The 25,007-nt window shown below is 64.0% G+C and carries 33 protein-coding genes; 22 read left to right on the top strand and 11 right to left on the bottom strand.

What is annotated here, in order from left to right; translation table 11 throughout:
- Positions 1–21 precede the first annotated feature (21 nt).
- The 4 genes from ACFCW2_RS06365 to dksA form a co-directional block, all read right to left on the bottom strand.
- Positions 22–468, bottom strand: coding sequence for a DUF4112 domain-containing protein (locus tag ACFCW2_RS06365; protein WP_379548790.1), 447 nt, complete (start codon positions 466–468; stop codon positions 22–24).
- 8 nt (positions 469–476) lie between these two features.
- Complete coding sequence (locus ACFCW2_RS06360; protein ID WP_379548789.1) at positions 477–1,937, bottom strand: ABC transporter substrate-binding protein; 1,461 nt, start codon at positions 1,935–1,937, stop codon at positions 477–479.
- A 73-nt stretch (positions 1,938–2,010) separates the two neighbouring features.
- Positions 2,011–2,400 carry a PilZ domain-containing protein gene (locus ACFCW2_RS06355; RefSeq protein ID WP_379548788.1) on the bottom strand — a complete coding sequence of 130 codons (390 nt, stop codon included), beginning with the start codon at positions 2,398–2,400 and terminating at the stop codon, positions 2,011–2,013.
- A gap of 183 nt (positions 2,401–2,583) precedes the next feature.
- Positions 2,584–3,042 carry an RNA polymerase-binding protein DksA gene (dksA, locus tag ACFCW2_RS06350; protein ID WP_379548787.1) on the bottom strand — a complete coding sequence of 153 codons (459 nt, stop codon included), beginning with the start codon at positions 3,040–3,042 and terminating at the stop codon, positions 2,584–2,586.
- A gap of 332 nt (positions 3,043–3,374) precedes the next feature.
- Between dksA and ACFCW2_RS06345 the strand changes: the two genes are divergently transcribed.
- Positions 3,375–3,698, top strand: coding sequence for an SEL1-like repeat protein (locus ACFCW2_RS06345; protein WP_379548786.1), 324 nt, complete (start codon positions 3,375–3,377; stop codon positions 3,696–3,698).
- 7 nt (positions 3,699–3,705) lie between these two features.
- On the opposite strand, the gene ACFCW2_RS06340 is transcribed toward ACFCW2_RS06345, so the two are convergent.
- Genes ACFCW2_RS06340 through ACFCW2_RS06320 form a run of 5 tightly spaced genes read right to left on the bottom strand, consistent with a single transcriptional unit; the run spans position 3,706 to position 6,987 of the window.
- Positions 3,706–4,845, bottom strand: a complete 1,140-nt coding sequence (locus ACFCW2_RS06340; RefSeq protein WP_379548785.1) for a GNAT family N-acetyltransferase — start codon at positions 4,843–4,845, stop codon at positions 3,706–3,708.
- Positions 4,842–5,594, bottom strand: coding sequence for a glycerophosphodiester phosphodiesterase family protein (locus ACFCW2_RS06335; protein WP_379548784.1), 753 nt, complete (start codon positions 5,592–5,594; stop codon positions 4,842–4,844). The genes ACFCW2_RS06340 and ACFCW2_RS06335 overlap by 4 nt, the downstream gene beginning before the upstream one ends.
- Before the next feature lie 4 nt (positions 5,595–5,598).
- On the bottom strand, positions 5,599–6,063 hold the full coding sequence (locus ACFCW2_RS06330) for a RidA family protein (protein ID WP_379548783.1): 465 nt from the start codon (positions 6,061–6,063) through the stop codon (positions 5,599–5,601).
- On the bottom strand, positions 6,060–6,701 hold the full coding sequence (locus ACFCW2_RS06325) for an HAD family hydrolase (RefSeq protein WP_379548782.1): 642 nt from the start codon (positions 6,699–6,701) through the stop codon (positions 6,060–6,062). Before ACFCW2_RS06325 ends, ACFCW2_RS06330 begins: the two co-directional genes overlap by 4 nt.
- Positions 6,702–6,714: 13 nt before the next feature.
- Positions 6,715–6,987, bottom strand: coding sequence for a DUF3572 family protein (locus ACFCW2_RS06320; RefSeq protein ID WP_379548781.1), 273 nt, complete (start codon positions 6,985–6,987; stop codon positions 6,715–6,717).
- A gap of 58 nt (positions 6,988–7,045) precedes the next feature.
- Here ACFCW2_RS06320 and ACFCW2_RS06315 point away from each other — a divergent pair, with 58 nt between their 5' ends.
- The 4 genes from ACFCW2_RS06315 (at position 7,046) to ACFCW2_RS06300 (ending at position 9,260) form a co-directional block, all read left to right on the top strand.
- Positions 7,046–7,432 (top strand): response regulator, encoded by a 387-nt coding sequence (locus ACFCW2_RS06315; protein WP_379548780.1) that lies wholly within the window; start codon positions 7,046–7,048, stop codon positions 7,430–7,432.
- 131 nt (positions 7,433–7,563) lie between these two features.
- Complete coding sequence (locus tag ACFCW2_RS06310; protein ID WP_379548779.1) at positions 7,564–7,803, top strand: acyl carrier protein; 240 nt, start codon at positions 7,564–7,566, stop codon at positions 7,801–7,803.
- 5 nt (positions 7,804–7,808) lie between these two features.
- Entirely contained in the window at positions 7,809–9,062 is a 1,254-nt protein-coding gene (gene spt / locus ACFCW2_RS06305) for a serine palmitoyltransferase (RefSeq protein WP_379548778.1), read from the top strand.
- Positions 9,063–9,128: 66 nt separating this feature from the next.
- Positions 9,129–9,260 carry a hypothetical protein gene (locus ACFCW2_RS06300; RefSeq protein ID WP_379548777.1) on the top strand — a complete coding sequence of 44 codons (132 nt, stop codon included), beginning with the start codon at positions 9,129–9,131 and terminating at the stop codon, positions 9,258–9,260.
- A gap of 3 nt (positions 9,261–9,263) precedes the next feature.
- Here ACFCW2_RS06300 and ACFCW2_RS06295 read toward each other — a convergent pair whose 3' ends face one another.
- Positions 9,264–9,926, bottom strand: coding sequence for a YqaA family protein (locus ACFCW2_RS06295; RefSeq protein WP_379548776.1), 663 nt, complete (start codon positions 9,924–9,926; stop codon positions 9,264–9,266).
- Positions 9,927–10,198: 272 nt separating this feature from the next.
- Here ACFCW2_RS06295 and ACFCW2_RS06290 point away from each other — a divergent pair, with 272 nt between their 5' ends.
- The 13 genes from ACFCW2_RS06290 (at position 10,199) to ACFCW2_RS06230 (ending at position 19,028) form a co-directional block, all read left to right on the top strand.
- A complete protein-coding gene (locus ACFCW2_RS06290) occupies positions 10,199–10,831 on the top strand; it encodes a hypothetical protein (protein WP_379548775.1) in 633 nt (210 codons plus the stop codon).
- Positions 10,818–12,155: a DNA-packaging protein gene (locus ACFCW2_RS06285; protein ID WP_379548774.1), complete on the top strand. Its 1,338-nt coding sequence runs from the start codon at positions 10,818–10,820 to the stop codon at positions 12,153–12,155. Before ACFCW2_RS06290 ends, ACFCW2_RS06285 begins: the two co-directional genes overlap by 14 nt.
- A gap of 250 nt (positions 12,156–12,405) precedes the next feature.
- On the top strand, positions 12,406–13,572 hold the full coding sequence (locus ACFCW2_RS06280) for a phage portal protein (RefSeq protein ID WP_379548773.1): 1,167 nt from the start codon (positions 12,406–12,408) through the stop codon (positions 13,570–13,572).
- Positions 13,569–13,913, top strand: coding sequence for a DUF6127 family protein (locus tag ACFCW2_RS06275; protein ID WP_379548772.1), 345 nt, complete (start codon positions 13,569–13,571; stop codon positions 13,911–13,913). The genes ACFCW2_RS06280 and ACFCW2_RS06275 overlap by 4 nt, the downstream gene beginning before the upstream one ends.
- On the top strand, positions 13,910–14,314 hold the full coding sequence (locus ACFCW2_RS06270) for an HK97 family phage prohead protease (protein ID WP_379548771.1): 405 nt from the start codon (positions 13,910–13,912) through the stop codon (positions 14,312–14,314). The genes ACFCW2_RS06275 and ACFCW2_RS06270 overlap by 4 nt, the downstream gene beginning before the upstream one ends.
- Positions 14,315–14,545: 231 nt before the next feature.
- Complete coding sequence (locus ACFCW2_RS06265) at positions 14,546–15,652, top strand: phage major capsid protein (protein WP_379548935.1); 1,107 nt, start codon at positions 14,546–14,548, stop codon at positions 15,650–15,652.
- Between the two features lie 369 nt (positions 15,653–16,021).
- Complete coding sequence (locus tag ACFCW2_RS06260) at positions 16,022–16,564, top strand: head-tail connector protein (RefSeq protein WP_379548770.1); 543 nt, start codon at positions 16,022–16,024, stop codon at positions 16,562–16,564.
- Between the two features lie 8 nt (positions 16,565–16,572).
- Complete coding sequence (locus ACFCW2_RS06255) at positions 16,573–16,728, top strand: hypothetical protein (protein ID WP_379548769.1); 156 nt, start codon at positions 16,573–16,575, stop codon at positions 16,726–16,728.
- 3 nt (positions 16,729–16,731) lie between these two features.
- Entirely contained in the window at positions 16,732–17,121 is a 390-nt protein-coding gene (locus tag ACFCW2_RS06250) for a DUF3168 domain-containing protein (protein WP_379548768.1), read from the top strand.
- Positions 17,122–17,520: 399 nt separating this feature from the next.
- The gene (locus ACFCW2_RS06245) at positions 17,521–17,928 is read left to right on the top strand and encodes a phage major tail protein, TP901-1 family (RefSeq protein ID WP_379548767.1); all 408 of its coding nucleotides are present in this window, start codon (positions 17,521–17,523) and stop codon (positions 17,926–17,928) included.
- Positions 17,925–18,233 carry a gene transfer agent family protein gene (locus tag ACFCW2_RS06240; RefSeq protein ID WP_379548766.1) on the top strand — a complete coding sequence of 103 codons (309 nt, stop codon included), beginning with the start codon at positions 17,925–17,927 and terminating at the stop codon, positions 18,231–18,233. The genes ACFCW2_RS06245 and ACFCW2_RS06240 overlap by 4 nt, the downstream gene beginning before the upstream one ends.
- Before the next feature lie 8 nt (positions 18,234–18,241).
- On the top strand, positions 18,242–18,457 hold the full coding sequence (locus ACFCW2_RS06235; RefSeq protein WP_379548765.1) for a phage tail assembly chaperone: 216 nt from the start codon (positions 18,242–18,244) through the stop codon (positions 18,455–18,457).
- Positions 18,450–19,028: a tail tape measure protein gene (locus ACFCW2_RS06230; RefSeq protein WP_379548764.1), complete on the top strand. Its 579-nt coding sequence runs from the start codon at positions 18,450–18,452 to the stop codon at positions 19,026–19,028. The genes ACFCW2_RS06235 and ACFCW2_RS06230 overlap by 8 nt, the downstream gene beginning before the upstream one ends.
- On the opposite strand, the gene ACFCW2_RS06225 is transcribed toward ACFCW2_RS06230, so the two are convergent.
- A complete protein-coding gene (locus ACFCW2_RS06225) occupies positions 19,015–19,158 on the bottom strand; it encodes a hypothetical protein (protein WP_379548763.1) in 144 nt (47 codons plus the stop codon). The genes ACFCW2_RS06230 and ACFCW2_RS06225 overlap by 14 nt on opposite strands.
- 1 nt (position 19,159) lies before the next feature.
- Between ACFCW2_RS06225 and ACFCW2_RS06220 the strand changes: the two genes are divergently transcribed.
- Genes ACFCW2_RS06220 through ACFCW2_RS06205 form a run of 4 tightly spaced genes read left to right on the top strand, consistent with a single transcriptional unit; the run spans position 19,160 to position 24,988 of the window.
- Positions 19,160–21,508, top strand: coding sequence for a DUF2460 domain-containing protein (locus ACFCW2_RS06220; RefSeq protein ID WP_379548762.1), 2,349 nt, complete (start codon positions 19,160–19,162; stop codon positions 21,506–21,508).
- Complete coding sequence (locus ACFCW2_RS06215; RefSeq protein ID WP_379548761.1) at positions 21,505–22,326, top strand: DUF2163 domain-containing protein; 822 nt, start codon at positions 21,505–21,507, stop codon at positions 22,324–22,326. Before ACFCW2_RS06220 ends, ACFCW2_RS06215 begins: the two co-directional genes overlap by 4 nt.
- Before the next feature lie 7 nt (positions 22,327–22,333).
- The gene (locus ACFCW2_RS06210; RefSeq protein ID WP_379548760.1) at positions 22,334–22,768 is read left to right on the top strand and encodes a peptidoglycan endopeptidase; all 435 of its coding nucleotides are present in this window, start codon (positions 22,334–22,336) and stop codon (positions 22,766–22,768) included.
- A 24-nt stretch (positions 22,769–22,792) separates the two neighbouring features.
- A complete protein-coding gene (locus tag ACFCW2_RS06205) occupies positions 22,793–24,988 on the top strand; it encodes a phage tail baseplate protein (RefSeq protein ID WP_379548759.1) in 2,196 nt (731 codons plus the stop codon).
- Positions 24,989–25,007: the final 19 nt, after the last annotated feature.

The raw sequence follows: 25,007 nt of genomic DNA, 5'->3' as shown, positions 1-25,007 counted from the left end.
TAGCGCAGGCAGCGCGCAAGGTCAGCCATCTATCGTGCGCTGCGCCGGATGATGGGTGTCGAGATGCTTCTTGATGATGCGCAGGTTTCGCGTGTTGGAACGGAACACCAGATCGAACGCATCGCCCGCCAACGGCACCGCGCCCAGCAAGCTGTCGAATGCAATGTTCCCGCCCATGCGCCACAGCTTCCACTTGGGCAGACCCAGATTGCGGGCCTCCCACACGATATAGGCGCCCATCGCCGCAGTGATGAAATCACCCACCACCGGGACCAGCCCGATTATCGAATCCAGCCCGACCGGATAATTGACGCCAGGAATGCGGAAGCTGCGTTCGAGCACCTGCTCCATCGCCTCGATCCGGCGGCGGATAGAGGCCGGGTCATTGCCTGTCGGCAGATCGAGCCCCATGGCTTCGGGGCGCACCGTGTCGCGTGTGCCATTCATTTCTGGGCGGTCCATCGGCATCTCCTGCCCTAGAATATGGGGTCGACAGCGAGCGGCAACAAGGGATGGCTGGCCCAGCGGTTCTCGTTGAACCCGTTCAAACCCCCGCGAACCAGGGACCAGCGCACCGGCGCGCCCAGCGGGATGTAGTGGTTTGTTTCGATGAGCAGCGCATCCGCCCGGACCAACAGCGAAGGATTTTGCGGTGTTTCCTCGCTGCCGAGCGCTTCACTGGACAGCGTATCGGCTTCCTCCACGCACACAGCGCGCTGGATGGCGCAGTGGAACTGGTTCAGGAACCATCGCGGCGCGGCATAGCGGGCCAGCCGGTCGACCAGCACCAGATCGGCCTCCGCCCTCTCGGGTGCGCGGGTGGAGGCAACGCCGATGGTGGCAAAATCAGCCGCCAGCCGATTAAACAGCCGATCGGAGCCGGGACCGGCAGGAAGGAAAATCGCGACGCTCGCCTCGCTGCCGGACGAGGCTTGCCATTCCGCAACCCGGCGGGCGGCGCGCGACCGGCGGGTTTCCAGCTCCAGCCCGGCCCAGCGTTCTTCCCGGACATTCTCCACGTCACCGCCGACACTTTCCGCCAGCATGGTCACCGGAACGATACGCGTGGTGGACGGCCAGTCGGTAAGGTTGAAGGGATCGAGCAGCGTCGACCGGTCGATGGCCATGGCCAGCGCCTCGCGCCGCTCGGGCGTTTCCAGAAATCCGCGTGGATTGGTGACTTGCAGACCGAAAAGACCCAGTGCGCTGTCGAGCCGCAAATTGCCGCGCGATAGCGGGCCCGTTTCGGCGAGCGGCAGGCTGGCCAATGTCCCGCCGACGACCAGATCGGCATCCCCTTCATTAAACGCTTCGACCGCCTGCGGCGCGGCCAGCGCCACCAGCCGCAGCGGGCGCGAACGCTCCGCGAAATCACGCTCTCCGGGCAGGCCCCGTTCTTCAGGGAGCATCGGGGTCAGCAACACGCCGTCGTCGCCGGAGGATGCGCGCATCGGCCCAGTGCCCGCATCGCCCCGGCGCAGTCCGAACTCCGGCTGGGAGAGCAATTGCAGGAATGATGGCATAGCCCGGCTTAGACGAATCTCGATCACCCGGTCGGTCATCGCCCGGATATCGTCGATCATCGCCAGATCGAGGCCAAGCGAGGTGCCTTCCAGTGCAGTGATCTGGCGCAGCATTTCGGCCCGCACACTCTGCGCATCGACTGCGCTGCCATCGCTCCAGTTTGCCTCACGCAGGCGAAAGATGAAACTGCGGCCATCGTCGGTAACGATCCAGCGCTCGGCGAGAGCCGGCACCGTGTCGCCATTGGCATCGAGCGTGACGAGCCCCTCGGAGCTCGCTCCGCGCACCAATTGCTGGCCGTAAGACAAGCGCATTCCGTCGACCGACAAAGTCTCGGTCGTCTCGACCACCGCGATATCGACCAGTGCGCCGGTGCTTTCAGAGCAAGCGGCAAGCGCAGCTGAGCCGGCCACTATGCCAATTATTGCCAGAAAGCGCTTGTGTGTCATGGAGCCGGGTTAGCACCCCGGCAGGCCCGCGTCAGGTTCAGATTTTCCGCAGGGAGTTGCCATTGCCCGCCGCAGAAGGGTGCAGGCTGGAGGGGCGAACATAGCGCGGTGTGTCGCTGTCGTTCGCATTGTTCGGTTTGGCACGCGCCTCGGCCGCGTCGATCTCGCGGGCAAAGGCGATGCCGAAGCGGTTTTCCTGAACCCATGCGACCGTGCCTTCTACCTGGCCGATATTGCGCAGATTGACGGACAGCTTGGTGCCGCCTTGCACAGGCGTTTGCCCGGTCCGGTCGCATTCGGCCATCATGCCGCCGTTCGACAGATTGCGCACTTTCACACGGAACGGCGAACTCTCGCCCTCAATCCGGACTTCGGCCATCAGGAACAGGCTGTCGCGTGCAATATGACGGGTATCAACACCGGACATCGTTAAGACGCGCTCCTTGCATTCGCCCGGCGCACTCGGCCCAGGCAGGTTCAACCTGTGAGCAAGCGTTTTACATCGGCAAAGCCTAACGAAGGTTTAAGAATGAAAACCCGCCGATTCCGGTGGATTGGGCGCCGTTAACAGCCTTTGAAATGCCACGATTTTCGCTCAATCCTTCGAGCCTCAATCGTCGCGGGAGATCTTCTCGCGGCGTTCATGCGCTTCCTGCGCCTCGACCGTCATGGTCGCGACCGGACGGGCGATAAGGCGGCGCAGACCAATGGGTTCGCCAGTCTTGTCGCAATAGCCGTATTCGCCCTCTTCGATCCGGCGCAGGGCCGCATCGATCTTGCCGATCAGCTTACGCTGGCGGTCCCGGGTGCGCAGCTCAAGTCCCCAATCGCTCTCGCTGGAGGCGCGGTCATTGGGATCGGGTTCGCGGATCGGCCCGTCTTGCAATGATTGCAGGGTGGCCCCGGCCGCGTCCTGAATGGAGCGTTTCCACTGCAGCAGCAGCTCCTTGAAATAGGCCTGCTGCTTCGCGTTCATATAGGGTTCGTCGTCCGACGGAACGTAAACGGCATCAAGCGAACGCTTGGCCTCTTCCAGGATATCGCTTTCTTTAGGCGCAGATGCAGCCATGGCGTCCTCTCGAAATAAACCCCTTGCGCGCGAGACCCGTTCGTAAAGCTGCCGTCCGGTATTCCGGCTCTGTCCGGCAGCCTTCGATGCGCGCCCTATACGTATGGCCCCAATGTCCCGCAAGCGGCGTTTGTTCCATTTGTGCGCCCCCTTGCAAATCACGGATTAAGCGTTGCCGAACGGATGCAGAAAGAGACCAAATTCCTGGCTGGAAAGCGGGGCGAGAACGTTACATCGTTTTACACCGTTAACCATTTGTTGACTATGATCGGTAAGAACCCTGCTGGCCGGACACGCTAGAAAGTCCGCCACAACAACAGGGAATTCGGGACATGCAATTTACCACAATCGAAAGCGCTCAAAACGCCACTTCCGAGAACGCGCCAAATCTGGCCGTCGCGCGCAGTCTGGCCGAAGCAGCAGCTGGCGATCTCGCCGCATTGTATAATCTGGGCGTGATGTATTCGACCGGCAGCCATGATTGCCCTTGCGATCTGGTTGAAGCGCACAAGTGGTTCAATCTGGCCGCATCCAAAGGCCACGAAGAAGCCGGCTGGTGCCGCGCGGATATCGCAGAAGAAATGACCGCCCGCGAAATTGCCGAGGCCCAGCGTCAGGCCCGCGAATGGCTGAGCGCCGAACGCCGAGCCGCCTGAACCCTCGTCAGTCGCCTTTCCTGAAGGGCGTCCTGCGGTTCAAATATATCTTGTCGGTCGCGACGCCTTGCCGCTCGCGCTCCAGAAAATCGGCCACCGCCTCGCGGAAGCCGGCATCGACCATCCAGTGGGCCGACCAGGTCTCCACCGGAGCATATCCCCGGGCCAGCTTGTGCCCGCCCTGCGCGCCCGCTTCCACGCGCGCCAGACCGCGCGCTATCGCCGCGTCGATGGCCTGATAATAGCAAATCTCGAAATGCAGGAACGGGACCGTTTCCGTGCACCCCCAATACCGGCCATACAGCGCATCGCGCCCGATGACGTTGAGCGCGCCTGCAATCGGCACGCCGTCGCGGTATCCCATGATCAGGAGCAGCTTGTCCGGCATCCGCTCGCTCATCAGCGTGAAGGCTTCGCGCGTCAGATAGGGCGTACCCCATTTGCGCGCGCCTGTGTCTTGATAAAACACCCAGAACGCGTCCCAGTCGGCCTCGGTGATATCGCTGCCTGACAGGTGCCGGATTTCTACTGCCGCTTGCGCCTTTGCCCGCTCTTTACGCAAATCCTTGCGCTTGCGGCTCGCCAGATCGGCCAGAAAGCCATCGAAATTGTCATAGTCCCGGTTGTGCCAGTGGAACTGGATATCGCTGCGCAGTAGCCAGCCATTATCCTCGAACAGCGGCAATTGTTCCGGCTCGATAAAAGTCGCGTGGGCGCTGGAGAGGCTGTTCTGGGCGCAAATCTGCGCCGCCGCGCTCAGCAGCGCCGGGGCCAAAGCATCATCGGCCAGCAGCAGGCGCGGGCCGGTGGCGGGCGTGAACGGCGCGGCGATTTGCAGCTTGGGGTAATAGCTTCCCCCGGCCCGCTCATAAGCATCGGCCCAGCTGTGATCGAAGACATATTCGCCCTGGCTATGGCCCTTCAGGAAGGCCGGCATCGCGCCGAGCAGAGCGCCGCTATCGCTTTCCAGAACGATGGGCGCGGCTTGCCAGCCGGTACCCGGACCGACCGAACCGGAATCTTCACAAGCCGACAGGAAAGCATGGCTTACAAACGGATTGTCCGAAGTGTTGAGGGCATCCCAATCGCGCGCATCGACATCATTGATCGAACCCAGCAGGCGGGCTGACAGCTCCAGCTCGCTCATAGCGGGACGGCACCTTCGAAAATGGGCGCATCGGCGTGCGCTTTGGCGCGCGCGCGTTCGTCCTCGCTTTGCACGGTCCAGGTGGTGACAGGCATGCCCCGCGCACGGAGCCCGGCGACCCACGCGCTGGGCAAGGCATCGATGTGGTAGGCCAGAAAATCGGGCTTTGCGGTCCACAGGGCGAGCCGCCGCTGCCACGCCTTTTGCGTATGGCCCTTCTCGTCCTCGCGGATCACCAGCCCGCGTACCGTTTGGGGCGAATGGCGGCGCAGCCAGCGCGAGACACGGGGATCGAAGCTCATGACAGCGTGATGGCCGGAATATCCTGCCAGCGCATCGCAGACTTTCAGGCAGGTGGTCTCTACATTATAGCCCGCCTTGGACTTGATCTCGATCAGCAGCGGCACCTGACCGACAACCATGTCGAGCAGGTCGGAGAACGTGATCGGCGCATCTTCGTGCTCGAGATAGCTCAAGCGTTTCCATTCCGCCGCAGTGAGCGCCTCGGCCCGGTCCGGGCGGCCGATCAGGCGTTTGAAATCCCAGTCGTGGAACACCATCGGGACAGAATCGGCGCTGCGCTGGATATCGCATTCGATACCCACTCCCGCAGCAATGGCAGCAGCGAAGGCGGCAGGGGCATTCTCGACCCGCGACACGCCATCCGGTCCCACGCCGTGCAAGCCGCGATGAGCATAGGCCCACTCGCCCAGCCAGCGCGTCCGTTCCGGGTCGGCAGAGCCAGCCAAGGCCCTATTTGTCGGCGTAGAGGGCAATGACCGCATCGACTTCGACAGCAGCGCCCAGCGGCAGCACCGGCACGCCGACCGCTGCGCGCGCATGGCGGCCCTGATTGCCGAACACGTCGAACATCAGATCCGACGCCCCGTTGATGACCTTGGGCTGGTCGGTGAAATCGGCAGTCGAGCTGACGAAGCCGCCCAGCTTCACCACCCGCTTCACCCGGTCCAGCGGGATCATCGCGGTTTTCAGCTGCGCAAGGATCATTAGACCACAGGCCCGCGCGGCAGCCTGTCCCTGTTCGAGCGACACATCTTCGCCCAGCCGCCCGGTCACCAGCTCTCCGTCGACAAACGGCAGCTGGCCGGACACATACGCGACGTCGTTTTCCACCACGACGGGCAGATAACTGGCCACCGGCGCTGCTGCTTCGGGCAGGACAATGCCGAGTTCGGCAAGGCGGGCTTCGATATTCATGCTGCTTCCTCCAACCGGCTCATAATCCATGGCAAGGCTTCGTCCCAGCTGTCGATCCGCGCATGGGCATGGCCTGCCTTTTCGCCGCAAGTGATATGCGGGGCAAGGCTGGGCTCGCCGCACAGATGCAGACGGGTGACATGCGGCACCTCTTCTTTCGCTGAACCGTGATGCTGGGCCAGATCGTCGATAAAAATGGCGTGGCTGGGTTTGTATTCTTCCAGAATGGCGGCAATCGCGGGGCCTTTGGGACCCTGATTGGTGTAGACTTTCGCCTCGATGCCGACCGCCTGCAACTGGGCCGCGCGGGTTTCGCGCCGCTCGTCGAGCAAATTGGTCAAGATCACCACATCGGCGTGGTCCATAAGGGCGGTCAGCGCCTCGACTGCGCCCGGGATCGGTTCCTGACGGCCCATTTCCGTATCGAAGAACCCGTTAAGCAGGCGCCAGATTTCTTTCTGCTCCACCGGCTCGCCAGTCGCCTTGTCGCGCAGCGCGTTGGAAAAATCATTGCCCTCCAGATGGAAGGCAATGTCCTGTGTTTCGTCCAGCCATTGCTTGAACGGCTCCACCATGAACAGCAGCACCTCGTCGCAATCGGAAATGATGAGCGGGCGGCCATCCGGATTGTAGGTCATCGAAGATATCTCATTAGCTGTGCATCGCGCCGCCAAGCTTGCGGTGGGCGTCGATCAGGGTTTCCGGCGATACATCCAGCGCTTCGGCAGCGCCCAGAAGATCGGGTTCATAATTGGTCAGAAATTCCAGTACTGCAGCCTGAACCGACCGGTCGGTCAGCCGTTCCCGCAGAATATCCGGCGTCAGGCCGGTGAGCGAGAGCAGGCGATCTGCGCGTTTTTCGTCCGTCAGCAGCCAACCCAGCGCGCCCAGAGCCAGCGCTTCGGGTTCTTGCGGGCTTTGCATGATTGTCACACCCCTTGGCGGTCGCGTAATGGACGGTAAGTTTTGAAGGAGCCGATCAGTGGCAAAGCGTATCCTCGTTGTCGAGGACAACGATCTCAACCGGAAGCTGTTTTGCGACGTGCTGCGGGCGGGCGGGCACGAAGTGGAAGGCTGCGCCGATGGCGAGGCAGTGCTGCGCACAGCGCTGAAGTTCGCGCCCGATCTGGTGATCATGGATATCCAGCTGCCGAACATCTCCGGCCTGGACCTGATCCTTACTTTGCGGAAGAACCCGGCGCTTCAAGACGTGCCCATTTTGGCAGTCACTGCCTATGCCGGGAAGGGCGACGAGGAACAGATTCGCGGGGCAGGCGCTAACGAATATCTTTCCAAGCCCGTTTCTATTGGTCCGTTCCGTATGGCGGTGGATCGTTTGCTCAGCCCCGCTTCATCGCCCACCGGCTAGGGCGTACGCAATCCACGGTAAGGCGCTGTCAATGGCGTGGACATTCGCCCAGCTTTACCCATTTCCCAAAGCACGCTAGCGCCCTGCGCTAAACCGGCAGGGCAATCTCCCGCCCGAAAAAAGGACCCGTCATGGACCGAGCAGACACCGACACCCGCATCCGCGCTCAGATCGAGCCGTTCAACAAGAAGGGCGTCGACATCAAGGAAGAGACGACCTTTCAGGGCGATCTGGAATTCGACAGCCTGACGGTGATGGATTTCGTCGCCGCGATCGAAGATGAATTCGACATCATCATCTCAATGAACCAGCAGGCGGAAATCGAAACCTACGGCCAGCTGGTCGACGCCGTGCACAAGCAGCGGGACTGATCACGATGAGCGAAGGCATTGCCCAGTCGGAAAAGCCGCAGAACCTGAAGGGCGGCGAGAGCGACCTGTTCAGCAAGTTCGATCCTTTGATCCAGATGCGGGAAGGGTTGCTCTCCACCGGACAGCAGGACCCCTATGCGCTGGTGATGGAGAAGGTGCTCTCTCCGACCCGCGCGATCTGCAATGGGCGCGACACCATCCTTCTCGGCACGTATAACTATATGGGGATGACGTTTGACCCGCAGGTGATCGAGGCGGGAAATCAGGCTCTGCGCGATTATGGCACCGGCACGACTGGCAGCCGCGTCCTTAACGGAACCTATCAGGGCCACAAGGAATGCGAAGACGCGCTGAAGGATTTTTACGGGATGGACCATGCGATGGTCTTTTCCACCGGCTACCTTGCCAATCTCGGCATCATTTCGACCATTGCGGGCAAGGGCGATTACATCATCCTCGATATCGACAGCCATGCGTCGATTTATGACGGGTGCAAGCTGGGCGATGCGGAGATAGTGCCGTTCAAGCACAACGATATCGAGGCGATGGAAAAGCGCCTGAAGCGGGTTCCCGAGGGGGCGGGGAAACTGGTCATTCTGGAAGGCGTCTACTCGATGCTGGGCGATGTTGCCCCGCTGAAGGAAATGGTCCGCATCGCTAAAGAGCACGGCGCGATGGTTCTGGTCGACGAGGCGCATTCGATGGGCTTCATCGGCGAAAATGGCCGGGGTGTCGTGGAGGCGCAGGGCGTGATGGAGGATGTCGATTTCATCATTGGCACCTTCTCCAAAAGCGTCGGTACAGTCGGCGGCTTTTGCGTTTCCAACCACCCGAAATTCGAGATCATGCGTCTGGTGTGCCGGCCCTATGTGTTCACCGCATCGCTGCCACCCAGCGTGGTCGCCACTGCCGCGACGAGCATTCGCAAGCTGCAGGTCGAGGGCCACAACAAGCGCGCGCATTTGTGGGAAAACTCCAAGCGTCTGCACAAGGGGCTGAAGGAACTCGGTTTCACCATTGGCACCGACGAGCCTGAGAGCGCGATCATCGCGGTGATCATGCCCGATCTGGTGCAAGGCGCGGCGATGTGGGAAGCGCTGCTGACCGAAGGGCTCTACGTCAATCTGGCGCGGCCGCCGGCTACCCCTGCCAATATGACCCTGCTGCGCTGCTCGCTCTGCGCCGAGCATAGCGACGAAGAAGTCGGCACGATCCTGAGCATGTTCGAAGCGGCGGGCAAGAAGACCGGGATCATCTGACGGGGCAAGTGTAACCTGGTCGCCTTACCCGGCGAAACTCCTGTCACATTCACAGGAGAAACGACCATGACTGCCCTCGCACTTTCCGCCGACCGTAGCGCCCTCACCACCCTGGGCGGTACCGCGCTCAGCCTCGTCTCGATGCTGTTTCTGGTGGCCGCCATGGCGCCCGCCGCAATGCATGCGATGATGGGCTGAGTCCTACAGCGCCGCTCCGTTCAAGGTGAGTCTTTCGGCAGCGGGACTTTGCGTGGCAGCGCAGGGGTCGGCCTCGTCCTCGTCCCCGCCCAGCTGGGTGATGGCGAGGATGCCTCCGACGACCAACACGACGAAGACAGTCGTGACGGTGCCGAGATATTTGTCGATGATCCGTTTAATCGGCGCACCGAAGGCGCGGAACAGGATGCCCACCGTCAGGAAGATCAGCGCGCGGCCCGCCACGCTGGCGAGGATGAACGGTATCAGCGACATGCCCAGAAAACCGGCGGTGATCGTCAGTAGCTTGAACGGCACCGGCGTTGCTGCGGCGATAATTACCGCGGCCACACCGTATTCGTCGAAGGTGCAGCGGGCAGCTGGCAGGCTATCCGCCAGACCGATCGCCGCCATCAGCGGCACGCCCACCGCGTCGAACAGAAAATAACCGATGCCGTAGCCGAACAGACCGCCCAGCACCGAAGCAAAGGTCGCAACCAGACCGAAGCGGATCGCCTTTTTCGGCTCGGCCAGACACATCAGCCCCAGCAGCGGATGCGGCGGAATGGGGAAGAAGCTCGCTTCGATGAAGCAGAAAAAGGCCAGCCACCACACCGCGTGTGGGTGCGCCGCCTTCTCCATTGTCCAGTTATACAAACCGCGCAGCATCGATTCTCGCCCTCATTGTTCGGCTGCGCCTCTAGGCGAGGCGTCTGGTGCGCGCAATGCGGTTGGAGCCCCCCTAGTAATAACCTATTTGGTTCTTTTCTGTTGACATCGTAACGCTCTTGGCCTAGACAACTGGAACATCGCGATAGACCGAGTCGGAACGGGCAACGTTCCCGATGGCGGAAACACAAGGGCGGAGCCGCACAGGCTTTCCGCCCTTTCTTGTGTCCGCCCGGCTCGTACACCCGCACACACTTAATTTTCGGGAGGATATGATGCGTGACCCGATCCCCGGCCCCAAATGGATCCCGGTCTTCCTCGAAACGCTGGTCGAAACTCGGATCGTCAGCGATGCCATGACTGCCACCGGGAAGACGCCCGGTACAATCTACGCCCAGCGCAATCGGAACCTCGCCTTTGCCACCGCATGGCGCGATGCGCTGGACGGCAAGCTGACTGCCAAAGCGGCGCGCGACGCACAGAAGAACCTGATCGAAGTGCCGGCCAATGGCGGCTGGAAAGACGCGTTTTTGAGCGCGCTGGCCGACAGCTCGAATATCACGAAGGCGGCGCAGGAGGCCAATATCCCGGTCTCCACCGTTTACCGCGAGCGCAGCAAAAATCCCGCCTTTGCGCAAAGCTGGCAGGCCGCCTTGTTCGAAGGATACACCAATCTGGAGATGGAAGTGCTGGGCCATCTGCGCGACCCCGATCCGACCCGCCCGATGGATATCACCAATGCACTGCGCCTTCTCGCCGCCCACCGTGACAGCTTCGCCCGTGAACATGCGCAGCGGCAGAATGTGACCGCAGCCGAGGTGCGCGCCTCCATCGAGCGCAAGGTGGAAAAGCTGCGCCAGCAGGTCGCCAAACGAAAAGCGAAGGAGGCCCATGACGGACAATAAGTCACGCGGGGAGCTTTATGCCGAAGCAACACCTGCGGAAAAGCTCTCCTTCATTCGCACATTGAACCAGGACGAGCGCAACGGGTTCAATTCCGATTTCAGCAATTTCGCCCATGAGGGGCAGCGCCCGCCCAGCCAGAAATGGGCTACCTGGCTTATGATGGCCGGACGGGGCTTTGGCAAAACGCGGGCCGGGTCCGAATGGGTCAGCAATATCGCCATCAACCACCCGTCCGCGCGCATTGCACTGGTAGCGGCGTCGCTCGGCGAAGCGCGGGCCGTGATGGTGGAGGGCGATAGCGGCCTGATCGCCGTCGCCAGCCCCGGCTGCGTGCCGGTATTCGAACCCTCTTTGCGCAGGCTGCGCTGGCCAGGCGGCGCGCAGGCGCAACTGTTCTCTGCCGCTGAACCGGAAAGCTTGCGCGGGCCGCAGCACAGCCATGCGTGGTGTGACGAGCTGGCGAAATGGGACAACTCAAGCAATCGCGCGCTGCGCTGTTGGGACAATCTGCAGCTCGGCCTGCGGCTGGGCGACATGCCGCAAACGGTTGTGACTACGACGCCCAGAGCGGTGCCAGTCGTCCAGCGTCTGGTCGACGAGGCGCAAACGGCTGAAGCGGCCATTGCCATTACCGGCGGAAGCACGCTGGATAACGCGGCCAATCTCTCGGCCAATTTCCTGACGGCGGTCTATCGCCAGTTTGGCGGCAGCGCCCTCGGGCGGCAGGAGCTGGAAGGGGAGCTGCTGCGCGATGTCGAAGGCGCTTTATGGAGCCGCACTTTGCTGGAGCGGTGCCGAAGCGATGTTCCGCCTGCCATGGTGCGGCTGGTGGTGGCGGTCGATCCCCCGGCCTCGGCGCGCGGCGATGCGTGCGGTATCGTGGTCGCTGGCGTGGATGCCGGCGGCAACGCGGCTATCCTCGCCGATGCCACGGTAGAGAAAGCCAGCCCCGAACGCTGGGCGCGGGCGGTGGCCGACACCGCATCCCTGTGGGGTGCCGACCGCGTGGTGGCCGAAGCCAATCAGGGCGGCGCGATGGTCGAAAGCGTGTTGCGCGCTGCCGACATCTCGCTGCCGGTCAAACTGGTCCACGCCAGCCGCGGCAAGTCCGCAAGGGCCGAACCGGTCGCGGCGCTATACGAAGCAGGCCGCGTCCAGCACTCTGGCCTGTTCGGACCGCTCGAAGACCAACTCTGCGGCCTGATGACAGGCGGCAGCTACGAGGGCCCCGGCCGATCACCCGACCGCGCCGATGCTCTGGTCTGGGCGCTGACTGAATTGATGCTTGGCAAACAGGGCGCGCCGAGGGTGCAGGTGTTTTGAGTTGTTTGTTTTGGGCCCTGCGGGCGGGTCGCATCCGCGCCCCTTGCTTCCTCGCATAAGCTCGGGCGGGCAGTCGCCCTTGCGAGGCCTCGCGGCCTCGACCCATTCCTAGCCAGTACTGTCTTCCCAATCTCGGTTGGCAACCAGCCAACCGCAAGGCCACGCGGCCGCCCCGCAGGTGCTCGATGCGCAGCATCGAAACTGCACCGAGGACGCGCTCACAGATGTGAGCGCAAGAAAAGGAAATCCCATGTCATTTCTCGATACCCTGTCCTCTGCCTTCAAGGGCGGGGGCGGCGCCCGTGTACCTTTGAACCGTGCCATTCCGAGCGGCTATGTCTCGCCTTGGGCGACGGCGTTTGAAGCGGGCACGGGCCGCGCAGCCTTTAACTACAACAGCGCGCTGCAAAGCGGCTTTATCGACAATCCCGTGGCCCAGCGCGCCGTGCGGATTGTCGCCGAAGGGGTAGGTAGCGCGCCGCTCGGCGAGACCGATACGAAGCTCGCCGCGCTGATCAATGCGCCTTCCGCCGGACAAAGCCTGATCGAAACGCTGGCCGCGCATCTGACACTGCATGGCAATGGCTATGTCCAGATCATGAAAGATGCCGGCGGCAAGCCGGTCGAATTGTTCGCCCTGCGGCCCGAGCGGGTGAGCGTTGTCGCCGGGCCTGATGGCTGGCCCTGCGCTTACGAATATCGCCTCGCGGAACGCACCATCACCGTGCCGCTGGAGGATGACAATGGCTGGCCCGAAATCATCCATCTGCGCAGCTTCAATCCGGGCGACGACCATTACGGCGCAGGCTGCCTCGCCGCCGCCCATGGCGCGGTCGCGATCCACAACGCCGCGAGCGAATGGAACCGCGCGCTGCTGGCCAATTCGGCGCGGCCCAGCGGGGCGTTGGTCCACGATGCCAGCGAGGGCGCTTCGCTGACGCCGGAGCAATTCGAGCGGCTGAAGGACGAGCTGACCCGTGCCTTCTCCGGCGAAGCCAATGTCGGGCGGCCCATGCTGCTGGATGGCGGGCTGAGCTGGCAATCCATGGCGATGAGCCCCGCAGAAATGGACTTCGCCACGCTGAAAGCCGCCGCCGCACGCGATATCGCGCTGGCGTTTGGCGTGCCGCCCATGCTGCTCGGCCTGCCGGGCGACAATACGTACGCCAATTACCGCGAGGCCAACCGCGCCCTGTGGCGGCTGACCCTGCTGCCGCTGGCCGGCAAGATCCTGTCGGGCATCGCCGATGGTCTGTCGCCGTGGTTCCCCGATGCCAGCCTCTCGGTCGATCTCGACCGGGTGCCCGCTCTGGCCGACGACCGCGAGAAACTATGGAGCCAGGTCACCGCCGCCGATTTCCTCTCGGACGAGGAGAAGCGGGTGATGCTGGGTCTGGACACAGGAGCTGCGCAATGAGCCGGATGGAGAACAGCCCCCTGCCATCGGAAGACATGATTGCGCGACTGATCGCACAGGCGACGAGCGATGATGGCGCGGGTGCGAGCAACCTGATCACCCTGCGCGCGATTGTCGAGGAAGCCAGCGAGGCAGGCGCGGCGCGGGCGCTGGGCCGCATGGGTCTGGCCGATGAGAGCGCGCAGGACGACATCGACGAACTGCGCGAACTGCTCGGCGCATGGCGTGAAACGAAATCGGGCGCGCTGAAGGCTGCGCTCGACTGGATCATGCGCGGAATGTTCGCGCTTCTGTTGATCGGCATTGCGGTCAGGCTGGGCGTGCCGGAGATGGTCCGATGAGTTCGCCGATCATGCGCTTTGCCGGATACGCTGCCCTGTTTGGCACACCCGACGCCGCGCGCGATACGATCCATCCCGGCGCCTTTGCCCGTACGCTGGGAGAACGCGACACTCCGCTGCCGCTCTATTGGCAGCACCATCCGGAGCAGCGGATCGGCTGGATCGAACGCGCCGAGGAGGATGCGCGCGGCCTGCGGGTCGTTGCTAGAATCGACAATCCCCACAGCCGCGCCGCGAACCTCCTCGCCAATCGCGCAGTCGATGGCCTCAGCTTCGGCTACCGCGCACGGGCCAGCCGCCAAGAGCCATCAGGCCGCCAGCTGGACGAAATCGACCTGTTCGAAGTGAGCCTTGTCACCCACCCGCTGCAGGATCAGGCGCGGGTGATTTTTATTTCTTGAACCCGTGTCCGCGGGTTCAGCCTCGTCCCGGAGCTCGGTCGGCGACTAGCCGACCGCAAGGCCGACCGGCCGCCCGCAGCGCCGCAGGCGCGAGGATTTCGCACGCCGGATGGCGTGCGGACAACAAACACTCCCCCATCCCCAACGCCAGGAAAGGCACCCCCTATGGACACCATCACTTCCACCATTTCCGCTGCAGAAACGGCCCCAGACCCGGCCCGCGACCCTGCGATGCAGAGCTTCGACATTGCCGCCCGTCAGGACAAAACCGAGGCCGATGTCACCGCGCTGCGCAGCGATGTCGACGAGGTGAAGGCCCGCGTCGACCGCATCGGGCGCGTCGCGTCGCGCCCCGCCATCGGCGGAGCAGACACCGCCACGCCCGAGGTAAAAGGCTTCGTCGATGGCTATCTGCGGCGCGGCTCCACGCACGAGCTCAAATCGCTCAACACGATCACACCCAGCGACGGCGGCTATGCCGTGCCGCGCGTCATCGATGCGATGATTGCCCGCGAGCTGACCGAGATCAGCCCGATCCGCAGCCTCGCCCAAGTGGTACAGACCGGTAGCGCAGGCTATCGCAAGCTGGTCAGCACCAGCGGCACAGCCAGCGGCTGGGTCTCCGAATCGGCGGCCCGCCCGGAGACCGAAACGCCGGAATTTGCCGAGATCGCGCCGCCATCGGGTGATCTCTATGCCAATCCGGCGGCCAGCCAGACCATGCTGGACGATGCCGGTTTCGATCTGGAAAGCTGGCTGGCGAGCGAGATCGCCATGGAATTCGCCCGCGCCGAAGGGGCTGCCTTCGTCAGCGGCTCCGGCTCGGACCAACCCGAGGGGTTCCTCTCCGCGCCCTTCTCCACCGCTGACGACGGCGCGCGCGCGTTTGGCACCCTGCAATATATCGGCACCGGCGACGCGGCCGGTTTTGGCACGGATCCCGATGCGAAGCTGATCGATCTGGTCCACACGATTAAGGCCGGGCATCGCCAGGGCGCCAGCTTCGTGATGAACAGCGCCACACTGGCGCAGGTCCGCAAGCTGAAGACCGCCGATGGCGCGTTTCTGTGGCAGCCGGGTCTGGTCGATGGTCAACCCGACCGATTGCTCGGCTATCCGGTGGTCGAGGCGGAGGACATGCCCGATATCGGCGCGGGCGAATTCCCCGTCGCATTCGGCAATTTCCGCCACGGCTATCTGATTGCAGAACGCAGCGCGACGCAGGTGCTGCGCGATCCGTTCACCAACAAGCCCTTCGTCCACTTCTACGCGACCAAGCGCGTGGGCGGGCAGGTGCTGGATAGCAGCGCGATCAAACTGCTGCGGATCGAGGAGTAGGGCGCAGCGCGTGCGGGTGTAGTGCCAATTGCTGGCGCTGCACCCGCGCTGCCTTTTTTGTTTGGACCCTGCGGGCGGGGTGCATCCGCACCCCTTGCTACGCCGCATAAGCGGCGGCGCGCGGTCGCGCGCTGTCGTCGCCTATCGGCTCCGATACCATCGCCGGCTACCAATGTCGGACTGATCTCGGGCGCGACCAGCGACCGACAGAGGGCGACCGCCCGACCGCAGGTGCTCGATGCAAAGCATCGAAACAGCACCGAGGACGCGCCTGCGGATGCAGGCGCATGAGACAAAAACACCGCAACAACCGCCACACATCACGCGCGCTCTCGATCATGCGCCCCTCCCCATACAGGGACGACCATTATGCCAAAAACCACCCTCGTGCCCCCCGTGATGGCGGGGGCACTCGATGAATTGCGCCAGTGGCTTGCCGTTTCGCGCGACAGCGAGAATCCGCAACTGGCGAGCCTGCTTCGCGCCGCGCTGGAGGCGTGCGAGGCTTTCACCGGTATCGTCCCGATCAATTTTGAAGCAGAGGCGATCCTGCCGGTCGTCAAAGACTGGCAAGGCGTTCCTGCGCAGCCGGTTCAGGCCGTGCTGGGGATCGAGGGCATTCCTGCCGAGGGGCCGCGTTTCGCGCTTCCCTCCGATGCGTGGGCGGTCGAGCTGGGCGCTGACGGGACAGCGTGTGTGCGCGTGATCCGCCCGGGCGCAGCAGGCCGGGTCGCGGTACGATTTGTTGCCGGCCTGTCACCCGATTGGGCCAGCCTGCCCGATGGCCTGCGCCACGGTATTCTACGCCTTGCCGCGCATTATTACCGGGCCCGCGAGGATGATCCGCGCTCCTCGCCGCCCGCTGCGGTTGCTGCCTTGTGGCGGCCGTGGCGCATCATGCGGCTGACTTGAACGGCGCCGTGATCGACACCCGCATCCGCCCGCCTGCCGCAGCTCTCACCCGCCGCCTTGCCGCGCGCGCCGCGAGGATGGCGGTGGACGCCGTCAACGCCCGCCGCTCCGCAGCGCTGTCGCGCGATCCGCGCGGCCTGTGGCCCGACATGTTCGAGGAATAGCCCATGGAAACCCAATTGCGCACCGATCTACTCGGCTGGCTGCGCGGCGAACCCACGATTACCGCAGCGGTCAATCTGGTGGACGAGGCCGAGACCAGCCGGGCCATGATGCCGTGGCTCGCGCTTGTCGCCAGCGCCTCTGTCGACTGGAGCAGCAAGACCCACACGGGCCGCGAAATCCGCATCGCGCTGGAGCTACGCCACCGCGGCGACGTGCCGGGCGATGCGGCTGAACTGCTCCGGGCAATCGAAGCGCGGGTGGAAACGCTGCCTACCCAGCAAAATGGCTACGAGATCGCCGGCATCCAGTTCCTGCGCGCCCGCACCGAACGCCGCGCAAAGAACGAGCGGGCAAGTCTGGTGGAGTATCGGTTCCGGGTAGTGCTGACTTAGAGACCTTGCCCCCGACTTCGTCATTGCGAGCGACCGCAGGGAGCGCGGCAATCCATGGGATGCCGTTCCAATCAAGTGGACCGGCAGTGACCGGCGAATGTGGTCGCACTCTGGATTGCCGCGTCGCTTCGCTCCTCGCAATGACGATGTTTTTTCCACCAAAGGCATAATGCCTCAGCCCGCGCCAGTATTTCGCGCAGAGACCGCAGAGGAGCAGAGATGCGAAGATGTCTCGCTCGCGGCGAAGCCGCACTCGATCGGTGCACATCGCACCGCGTCGCACCGTCGCAATTCCAAAGCGGCCTCGCCGCTCGCACAAGACCTCTGCGTTTCTCCGCGCTCTCTGCGCGAACTCGGCAACATTCCCAATTGAACCCACGCCCGAAAGGACCTCCCCCAATGCCTGCACAAAAAGGCTCCGCCTTCCTCCTCAAGATTTCCGATGGAGCGCAGCCTCCAGCCTACGAAACCGTCGCCGGTCTGCGCACCACGCAGATGTCGATCAATGGCGACACCGTCGTCGTCACGCACAAGGAATCGGGCGGCTGGCGCGATTTGCTTTCCGGCGCGGGCACCCGCTCGGTCAGTGTCTCTGCCAGCGGCATCTTTCTCGGCTCCGCAGCCGAAGCTCAGATCCAGTCCGAAGCGCTGTCCGGCACGGTCGCCGATTACGAGCTAAGCTTCGAAGACGGCGCACGGATGCAGGGGCGCTTCCTGATCCAGCGGCTCGATTATTCGGGCGATTTCAATGGCGAGCGCAATTACACGCTCCAGCTGGAAAGCTCAGGCCCGGTGCTGCCCGCATGAGCGCGAACAGCTTACGCGGTGAGGCCGAGTTGGTGATAGCCGGCACTCCGCATTTGCTGCGCCCGACATTCACCGCGCTGATTGCGGCAGAGGAAGAGCTGGGCCCGCTCTTCGCGCTGGTCGAGCGGGCGGGCGAGGGACAATTGCGCCTCTCCGAAATGACCGCGCTGTTCTGGCACTGCCTTGCACAGCGGCAGGACCTGACCCGCGACGAAGTGGGAACCGCCGTGATGGAAGCCGGGCTCGCGGCTTGCGCCAAACCTTTGCGCGCTCTGCTCGGGGCGATCCTGCAGGGCCAGGGCTAGCGCGGGTAATGCAAGAGCGATTGGCGGACAGCGTTCCGCAACTGGCGGCCCTCGCCGCACAGGCTCTTGGCTGGAAACCGCGCGAGTTCTGGTCCGCCACTCCTGCCGAACTGGCGCTGTCCCTCGCCCCTCCGGCGGGCGCGGCATCGCGAGATACGATTTCACGGGACGACATCGACCGCATGACCGCAACCGACACACACAAAAGGCACCGCCATGGATGATCCGATCGACGAAATGCTGGTCGAGGTTCGCGCCAGCACGCAAGGCTTTCAGGCCGATATCGCCCAGATGCGCTCGAGCTTCGACGGCACTCTGGTGCAAGGGTTCGAGAAGGCTGGCGGCGTTCTGGAGCGCGGGCTGCTTACCGCCTTGCGCAAGGGAAGCCTTGGCTTTGACGACCTGAAGCGCACGGCCAGCGCTGCGTTGGACCAGATAGCTTCGCAGGCGCTCAATCTCGGTCTGGGTTCGCTGTTCGGTGGATCCAACAGCGGGTTGGGTGGCTTGCTCGGCGGCACGCTGGGCGCATTGTTCGGCCTGCCCGGACGCGCCACCGGCGGGCCGGTCTCCCCCGGACGCGGTTATATCGTCGGCGAGCGCGGACCCGAATTGTTCGTGCCGACCAGCGCGGGCCGGGTGGAAACCGGCTCCGGCACCTCTGGCGCTTCCGGCGGGCGCAACATCAATGTGGCCATAAGGCTGAATGCCGAACGCGGTCTCTCAGCCCCCACGGCAATGCAGCGCTCTAGCCGCCAGGTCGCCAGCGCGGTTAGCCGAGCACTCAGGCAAGCCTGAGTTTCTTCTCCGCAAGCGCATCCGCGCTCGCGATTTCCTCGCTCATGCGGCCTGAAGGCCGCGTCGCTGCGGGCGGCCAGTCGGCCTTGCGGTTCGCGGGGGCGAACCGGTCACAGCTCAAAGGAAACATTATGGCATTCTGGCTGGCGAGCAAACGCCAAGGACAGGACAGCGATTTCATCCAGCGCTTCGATCCGCGGTTCTGGACGGTCAATTTTCCCCGTCCGATGATGGCCAGCATCGTCACTACCGGCGCGGATTCGCTGCGGGTCGATCTGGAGTTTCACAACGAGGGCGAGCTCGCCGGGCTGATCTGGGAGAGCGAAGACACGCTCGATCACCCGCTGCTCGGCTACGACACCAATCGCGACTATGCGCACACTGTGCTGCATTTCCGGTGGCGGTCGGGCGGGGTGATTGCGCTCGATGCGGTCAATGGCCCGACGCTGACCATCGAGGGCCGCGACGCTGCGGGCACTCCGCGCAGCTGGTATGTCCGGCTGTGGAACTACGCCTCGGGCACGCCGGAGGATGCGCAGATCAGCCTGCCCTTCTCCTCGCTCCAATCGGGCTTCGTCCTGCCGGGCGAGGCGGTGCACCCCGCCGATATCGACCGGATGTTTATCTCCTGCGTCCCGCCCGCTTTTGTGCAAGGGAGCGACCAGCCTTTGCCCGCACGGGCGGATGGCTGGGTAGAGCTGAGCGCGATACGCTGCGAGGGCGAACATGCCGTGCTGCCCATCGGCGATGTGATGCTGCCCGAACACGGGGAGCGGATCGCCACCGCCTATGACGATAGCTTCAACCAGACGCCCGAACGGCTGCTACGCTCCATCATCGGTCTCGGTTACCGCGATCGGCTGGTCCATTATGTCGGGATGAGCCATTTCTTCCGGCTGGAACGCGATGTGGACGATTTGCTGGTCGACCAGACAGGCAACCTGTGCACCCCCGCAAACCGCTGGCACGAGGCGTTCTTCGCAGCTTGCAAACAAGCGCGCATCAACCCGATCGTCTCCCTCTCTTACGAGCTGTTTGCCGAGCATTGTCCGCTCGACTGGCAGCAGCAGGACCGTCAGGGCAATTACGCCCGCACCGGCTGGGTCCCGCCCTCCGCGCTGCTTTCTCCGGCAAGCGCACCCGCTATGGCGTATCTGCAATCGGTCGCCGCGCGGTTCGTCGCTTTGCAAGAGACTGCAGCTTTGCCGGTGCTGTTCCAGATCGGCGAGCCATGGTGGTGGATCATCCCCGCCACCGCCTCCATTTGCCTGTACGACACCTCCATGCGGGCGTTGATCCTTGCCGAATTCGGCTCGCTCCCGCTGGTCGACGACATGACGGCGAGTTTCAATTTCCGCCAGAAACAGGTGCTGGATCTGGCGGGCACTGTGCTTGCGAACTCCACCGCCGCACTGGGACAGGCCGTGCGCGATGCGGCCAGCGGCCCGGCGGAGATCCTGCTGCTGGCTTTCACGCCGACCATTCTGGACCCTGCCATGCCCGAAGCACGGCGCGCCAATCTGCCGGTGGAGTGGGCCTTTCCCGCTTTCGACCGGCTCCAGCTCGAAGATTACGACTGGTTGACCGGCGGAGCCGACGGCCTGCGCAGGGCCGCTTACACATTTGTCGATCAGCGGCTCGGCTATCCGCTGGACCGGCAGGATTATCTCTCCGGCTTTGTGCTCCTCGCGGAAGATGCAGCGCGCTTCTGGCCGATCATCGATGCGGGCCTGGAGGAAGCGCGGGAACGCGGCGTGGCCCAGCGCTATGTCTGGGCGCTGCCGCAGGTCGCGCGCGACGGATACACCCGATTGCCCTTTCAGGAGGATGACACCATGCAGGCCTATGACGACGTTCTCTACCCGCTGGCTCTGGGCCGAGATGCCGGGGTCAGCCCGGAATTTTCGACCACGATTGCGGTCACCGCTTCAGGCCATGAGCGGCGCAGCTCGCTGTGGTCTGACGCGCGGCTCAGCTTCGATGTCGGGCCGGGCATCCGCAGCGAGAAGGAGCTGGGCACGCTGATCGCCTTCTTCCGCGCCCGGCGCGGGGCGGCGCGCGCTTTCCGCCTGTCCGATCCGTTCGATTTCAGCTCCAACGCCATGACCGGTACGCCCGGTCCGCTCGACCAGACCATCGCGACCGGCGACGGGCTGGCGGCGCGCTTCCCGCTGATCAAATCCTATGGTGCCAATTCCCCCGGCGGGTTCGACGAGCCGCAAATTCGCCGGATCACGCGCCCGCGTGCCGAGACGGTCCGTGTGGCCGTGGACGGGGCGGAGGTGACTGGCTGGAGCCTGCAAGCAGGCGGAGTGCTAATGTTCGATGAAGCACCGCCCCAAGGCGCGGCCATCACGGCAGGCTTCCTGTTCGATGTATCGGTGCGTTTTGCCGAAGACCGGCTGGATGTGACCAGCGCCAATTATGCCGCCGGAGAGGCCCCGTCCGTGCCGCTGATCGAAGTGCGCGAGGCGGTATGAGCGGGCACGTCTACTTCGCGTCCGAACTGGAAGGCGTAGCGACTTTCTGGCGGATTTTTCGCACCGACGGGGTCGCTCTGGGCTTTGTCAGCCATGACCGCGACATCACGTTTGATGGCATCCTTCACCGCGCCGCGCCCGGCATTCTGCCCGCCTCGCTACGCAAAACCGAACGGATCGATGGCGACAGTGCCGAGATGCAGGGGCCGCTCGGCCACTGGAGCATTTCGGAAGAGGATTTGCAGCAGGGTCGATACGACAATGCGCGGGTGGAAGTGGGCGCAGTCGACTGGGAAACAGCCGAAAGCGCCACCCTGTTTCATGGCACGCTGGGCTCGGTCTCGCAGGAAGACGGGGCGTTTATCGCCGAGTTGCAATCCGCGAAAGCTGTGCTCGATACGGGCGAACCCGTGCGCACCAGCCCCTCCTGCCGCGCACAATTTTGCGGGCCGGGCTGCACTTTGTCGGCGGCACGGTTCACCCACCATGGCGAGATTACGGAGGCCGATGGCACAGCCGGATCGGTGCGCGTCTCCGTAACCGACGCGGCCTTGTTTCTGTCGGGCGAACTGCGTTGGCTGAGCGGCGCGCATATCGGCAAGAGGTGCGAAGTGCTCGGCATCGATAATGGATGGCTGAAGCTGGACGATCCTCCGCCTGTTCTGGTCGAAATGGTCGGAGCACCGGTCGCCTTGCGAGAAGGCTGCGACCATACGCTGGCCACCTGCTCCACCCGCTTCGGCAATGCCGCCAATTTTCAAGGCGAGCCGTTCCTGCCGGGCAATGATCTGCTGGCCCGCTACGGCTCTCCGGGCTGAGCGCGCGATGAGCGGAAATGGCGAGGCCCTCGCCGCCGCCGCCGCACAACTGATAGGCACGCCCTTCCGCCTTCACGGTCGCGACCCGGTGACGGGGCTCGATTGCGTCGGCCTGATCGAGGCGGCCATGCAGGGGGCGGGCTATGCGCTCGAAACACCGCTTTCCTACCGGCTCCGCAATGCCTCCATTGCCCCGCTTCTAAACGCACTGGGCGAGGCTCCCGCCCGGCGCACTGACGAGCCGCGCATTCCCGATCGAACCGGCGATATCGTCCTGTGCGCTTTAGGATCGGGCCAGCACCACCTGCTGATTATCGAGCATTCAGGCCTGCGGCCATCCTCGCAAGTCTCCTTCATTCACGCCCATGCGGGCCTGCGCCGCGTGGTTCGCACGCCCGGTACGCCGCCCTGGCCCGCCCTTGCGCGGTGGCGCTTCGACTGAACCAGCCAAAGGACACCCCGGCATATGGCAACGCTTCTTCTTACCGCCGTCGGCACTGCGCTGGGCGGACCGCTTGGCGGCGCACTCGGCGCACTGGCCGGTCGCCAGATCGACAGCGCTATTATCGGCACCGGCACCCGTGAAGGCCCGCGCCTCAAGGAACTGGATGTCACCACCTCCAGCTATGGCAATCCGGTGGCCCGCCATTACGGCACCTCGCGCAGCGGCGGGACGATCATCTGGGCCACCGAACTTGTGGAAAGCAGCGAGAGCAGCGGCGGTGGAAAAGGACAGCCGGGCACCACGACCTACAGCTATTCTAGCTCCTTCGCCGTCGCGCTTTCCAGCAGCCCGATCGAGAGCGTCGGGCGCATCTGGGCCGATGGCAATCTGCTGCGCGGGGCTGCCGGTGATCTGAAGACAGGCGGCACGTTCCGGCTGCATCGCGGCTTTGCCGATCAGGCCCCCGACCCGCTGATCGCGTCTGCCGAAGGCGCGTCCGCCCCCGCATTTCGCGGACTTGCCTATGCGGTGTTCGAGGATTTGCAGCTGGGCGATTTCGGCAATCGTATTCCCGCCCTGACCTTTGAGATTATTGCCGGTTCCGGCGATGTCCGGCTGACACAGCTTGCAAGCCCGACGCCCGCCTCGCTTCCTGAACCGGTCGAAGCCGATGACGTTTTCGCGGGCCTTGCCGGGTATGCGGCAGAAACAGGGTCGTTAGCGCAGCATTTTGAAACGGTCGGTCAATTGTATCCGCTAGCCTTTGATGCCTCGGGCGACAGGCTGTCGATTGCACAAGTTTCCCGTCTCGGTGCGGACACCGCCCTGCTCCTTCCGCCGGACCGCGTTGCTGCATGGGATGGTCAGGATTACGGACAGGCTGGAGGTCTCGCTGCGCAGCGCGCCGACGGTGCACGGGCCACGATTGCCGGGGTAAGGCATTACGATCCGGCGCGCGACTACCAACCGGGCGTCCAGCGGCTCGATGGGCGCGCGGCCAGTGGGCGCGCCTCCATTGTGGAGTTTCCCGCCACGATTGCGGCCCCGGCAGCCAAGGCGTTGACTGCGCAGGCTGCACGGCGCGGCGCGGCTACCGCAGAGACGATTGCCTGGCGGATGGCCGAGCTCGACCCTGCGATCCGTCCCGGCCAATTGGTCACATTGCCCGGCCGCGCAGGCCATTACCGCGTGCTGGCATGGGAATGGCGGGAGCGCGCGGTCGAGCTAGAACTGGTCCGGCATTCTTTCCCCGACGGTGCGATACCGGCCTCCGATCCGGGCCGGATTCCTTTGCCCGGGGATGTGCAGGCCGGGCCGACAACCCTGTCCGCCTTTGGCTTGCCGTGGGACGGCAATGGCAGCGCGGGCACTGCGCAGATGTTTGCCGCCGTCACCACCGGCTCGTCTTCTACCAGAGCCTCGCTGTTCACCGTTCAAGACAACGGATTGGAGCCCGCAGGCTCCGCCCGAGGCGATGCGCTGCAAGGCACATTGGCCGCGCCGCTCGGCCCGTCGCGAGCCGTGCGATTCGAGCCTTGCGCCTCGCTTGAGGTCGCATTTACCGGGCCGGACACACGGCTGGCCCCCGCCACCATGCAGGACTTGGCGGTCGGCGCGAATCGCCTGCTTATCGGCGCGGAGATCGTGCAGTTTGCTTTGCCAGTACCGCTTGGTGGCGGGCAGTGGCGGCTGGAAGGGCTGCTGCGCGGTCGCGGCGGAACAGAGGCGGCGGCGATGGCGGGCCACAACGGTGGCGCGCTGGCCGTGCTGCTGGATGACCGCCTCGTGTCGCTGGCTCCCGGTCTTGCAGAAAAAGCCGATCCCGCCATCGCTGCCAGCGGGCTTGGCGATGCTGAGCCAGTGACGGCGGCCATTGCCGGACCCGACACGTCGCTGCGACCGCTGACGCCTGTTCACGGGCAGGCCTATCGGGCTGGCGATGGTGGCCTCACCCTGTGCTGGACCCGCCGCTCGCGCGGCGCATGGGTCTGGCGTGACGCTGTCGATGCTCCGCTGGTCGAGGAAACCGAAAGCTATCTGGTGGGGCTTGGCCCCGTCGATGCACCTGTCGCCAACTGGGAGGCCAGCGAACCACGGCTCGATCTCTCTGCCGACGAGGTGAGCGAACTGTCCGCAACCCACACGGGAAAAACGCTGTGGGTTCAGCAGCAAGGCACCTTCGCGCGCTCCACTCCCCTGAGCCTGACCGCGCTCTAGCTCTCAAGCAGCATCCCAG

This window comes from Qipengyuania algicola, assembly GCF_042492175.1.
Classification (GTDB): domain Bacteria; phylum Pseudomonadota; class Alphaproteobacteria; order Sphingomonadales; family Sphingomonadaceae; genus CAJXSN01.
This window is presented reverse-complemented; position numbering and strand designations above follow the sequence as displayed.

Coding starts and splice junctions, on each gene's coding strand:
- ACFCW2_RS06365 (WP_379548790.1), bottom strand. CDS start 468: ATGCCGATGGACCGCCCAGAAATGAATGGCACACGCGACACGGTGCGC.
- ACFCW2_RS06355 (WP_379548788.1), bottom strand. CDS start 2,400: ATGTCCGGTGTTGATACCCGTCATATTGCACGCGACAGCCTGTTCCTG.
- dksA (WP_379548787.1), bottom strand. CDS start 3,042: ATGGCTGCATCTGCGCCTAAAGAAAGCGATATCCTGGAAGAGGCCAAG.
- ACFCW2_RS06345 (WP_379548786.1), top strand. CDS start 3,375: ATGCAATTTACCACAATCGAAAGCGCTCAAAACGCCACTTCCGAGAAC.
- ACFCW2_RS06340 (WP_379548785.1), bottom strand. CDS start 4,845: ATGAGCGAGCTGGAGCTGTCAGCCCGCCTGCTGGGTTCGATCAATGAT.
- ACFCW2_RS06330 (WP_379548783.1), bottom strand. CDS start 6,063: ATGAATATCGAAGCCCGCCTTGCCGAACTCGGCATTGTCCTGCCCGAA.
- ACFCW2_RS06325 (WP_379548782.1), bottom strand. CDS start 6,701: ATGACCTACAATCCGGATGGCCGCCCGCTCATCATTTCCGATTGCGAC.
- ACFCW2_RS06320 (WP_379548781.1), bottom strand. CDS start 6,987: ATGCAAAGCCCGCAAGAACCCGAAGCGCTGGCTCTGGGCGCGCTGGGT.
- ACFCW2_RS06310 (WP_379548779.1), top strand. CDS start 7,564: ATGGACCGAGCAGACACCGACACCCGCATCCGCGCTCAGATCGAGCCG.
- spt (WP_379548778.1), top strand. CDS start 7,809: ATGAGCGAAGGCATTGCCCAGTCGGAAAAGCCGCAGAACCTGAAGGGC.
- ACFCW2_RS06300 (WP_379548777.1), top strand. CDS start 9,129: ATGACTGCCCTCGCACTTTCCGCCGACCGTAGCGCCCTCACCACCCTG.
- ACFCW2_RS06295 (WP_379548776.1), bottom strand. CDS start 9,926: ATGCTGCGCGGTTTGTATAACTGGACAATGGAGAAGGCGGCGCACCCA.
- ACFCW2_RS06290 (WP_379548775.1), top strand. CDS start 10,199: ATGATGCGTGACCCGATCCCCGGCCCCAAATGGATCCCGGTCTTCCTC.
- ACFCW2_RS06285 (WP_379548774.1), top strand. CDS start 10,818: ATGACGGACAATAAGTCACGCGGGGAGCTTTATGCCGAAGCAACACCT.
- ACFCW2_RS06280 (WP_379548773.1), top strand. CDS start 12,406: ATGTCATTTCTCGATACCCTGTCCTCTGCCTTCAAGGGCGGGGGCGGC.
- ACFCW2_RS06275 (WP_379548772.1), top strand. CDS start 13,569: ATGAGCCGGATGGAGAACAGCCCCCTGCCATCGGAAGACATGATTGCG.
- ACFCW2_RS06270 (WP_379548771.1), top strand. CDS start 13,910: ATGAGTTCGCCGATCATGCGCTTTGCCGGATACGCTGCCCTGTTTGGC.
- ACFCW2_RS06265 (WP_379548935.1), top strand. CDS start 14,546: ATGCAGAGCTTCGACATTGCCGCCCGTCAGGACAAAACCGAGGCCGAT.
- ACFCW2_RS06260 (WP_379548770.1), top strand. CDS start 16,022: ATGCCAAAAACCACCCTCGTGCCCCCCGTGATGGCGGGGGCACTCGAT.
- ACFCW2_RS06250 (WP_379548768.1), top strand. CDS start 16,732: ATGGAAACCCAATTGCGCACCGATCTACTCGGCTGGCTGCGCGGCGAA.
- ACFCW2_RS06245 (WP_379548767.1), top strand. CDS start 17,521: ATGCCTGCACAAAAAGGCTCCGCCTTCCTCCTCAAGATTTCCGATGGA.
- ACFCW2_RS06240 (WP_379548766.1), top strand. CDS start 17,925: ATGAGCGCGAACAGCTTACGCGGTGAGGCCGAGTTGGTGATAGCCGGC.
- ACFCW2_RS06235 (WP_379548765.1), top strand. CDS start 18,242: ATGCAAGAGCGATTGGCGGACAGCGTTCCGCAACTGGCGGCCCTCGCC.
- ACFCW2_RS06230 (WP_379548764.1), top strand. CDS start 18,450: ATGGATGATCCGATCGACGAAATGCTGGTCGAGGTTCGCGCCAGCACG.
- ACFCW2_RS06225 (WP_379548763.1), bottom strand. CDS start 19,158: ATGTTTCCTTTGAGCTGTGACCGGTTCGCCCCCGCGAACCGCAAGGCC.
- ACFCW2_RS06220 (WP_379548762.1), top strand. CDS start 19,160: ATGGCATTCTGGCTGGCGAGCAAACGCCAAGGACAGGACAGCGATTTC.
- ACFCW2_RS06215 (WP_379548761.1), top strand. CDS start 21,505: ATGAGCGGGCACGTCTACTTCGCGTCCGAACTGGAAGGCGTAGCGACT.
- ACFCW2_RS06210 (WP_379548760.1), top strand. CDS start 22,334: ATGAGCGGAAATGGCGAGGCCCTCGCCGCCGCCGCCGCACAACTGATA.
- ACFCW2_RS06205 (WP_379548759.1), top strand. CDS start 22,793: ATGGCAACGCTTCTTCTTACCGCCGTCGGCACTGCGCTGGGCGGACCG.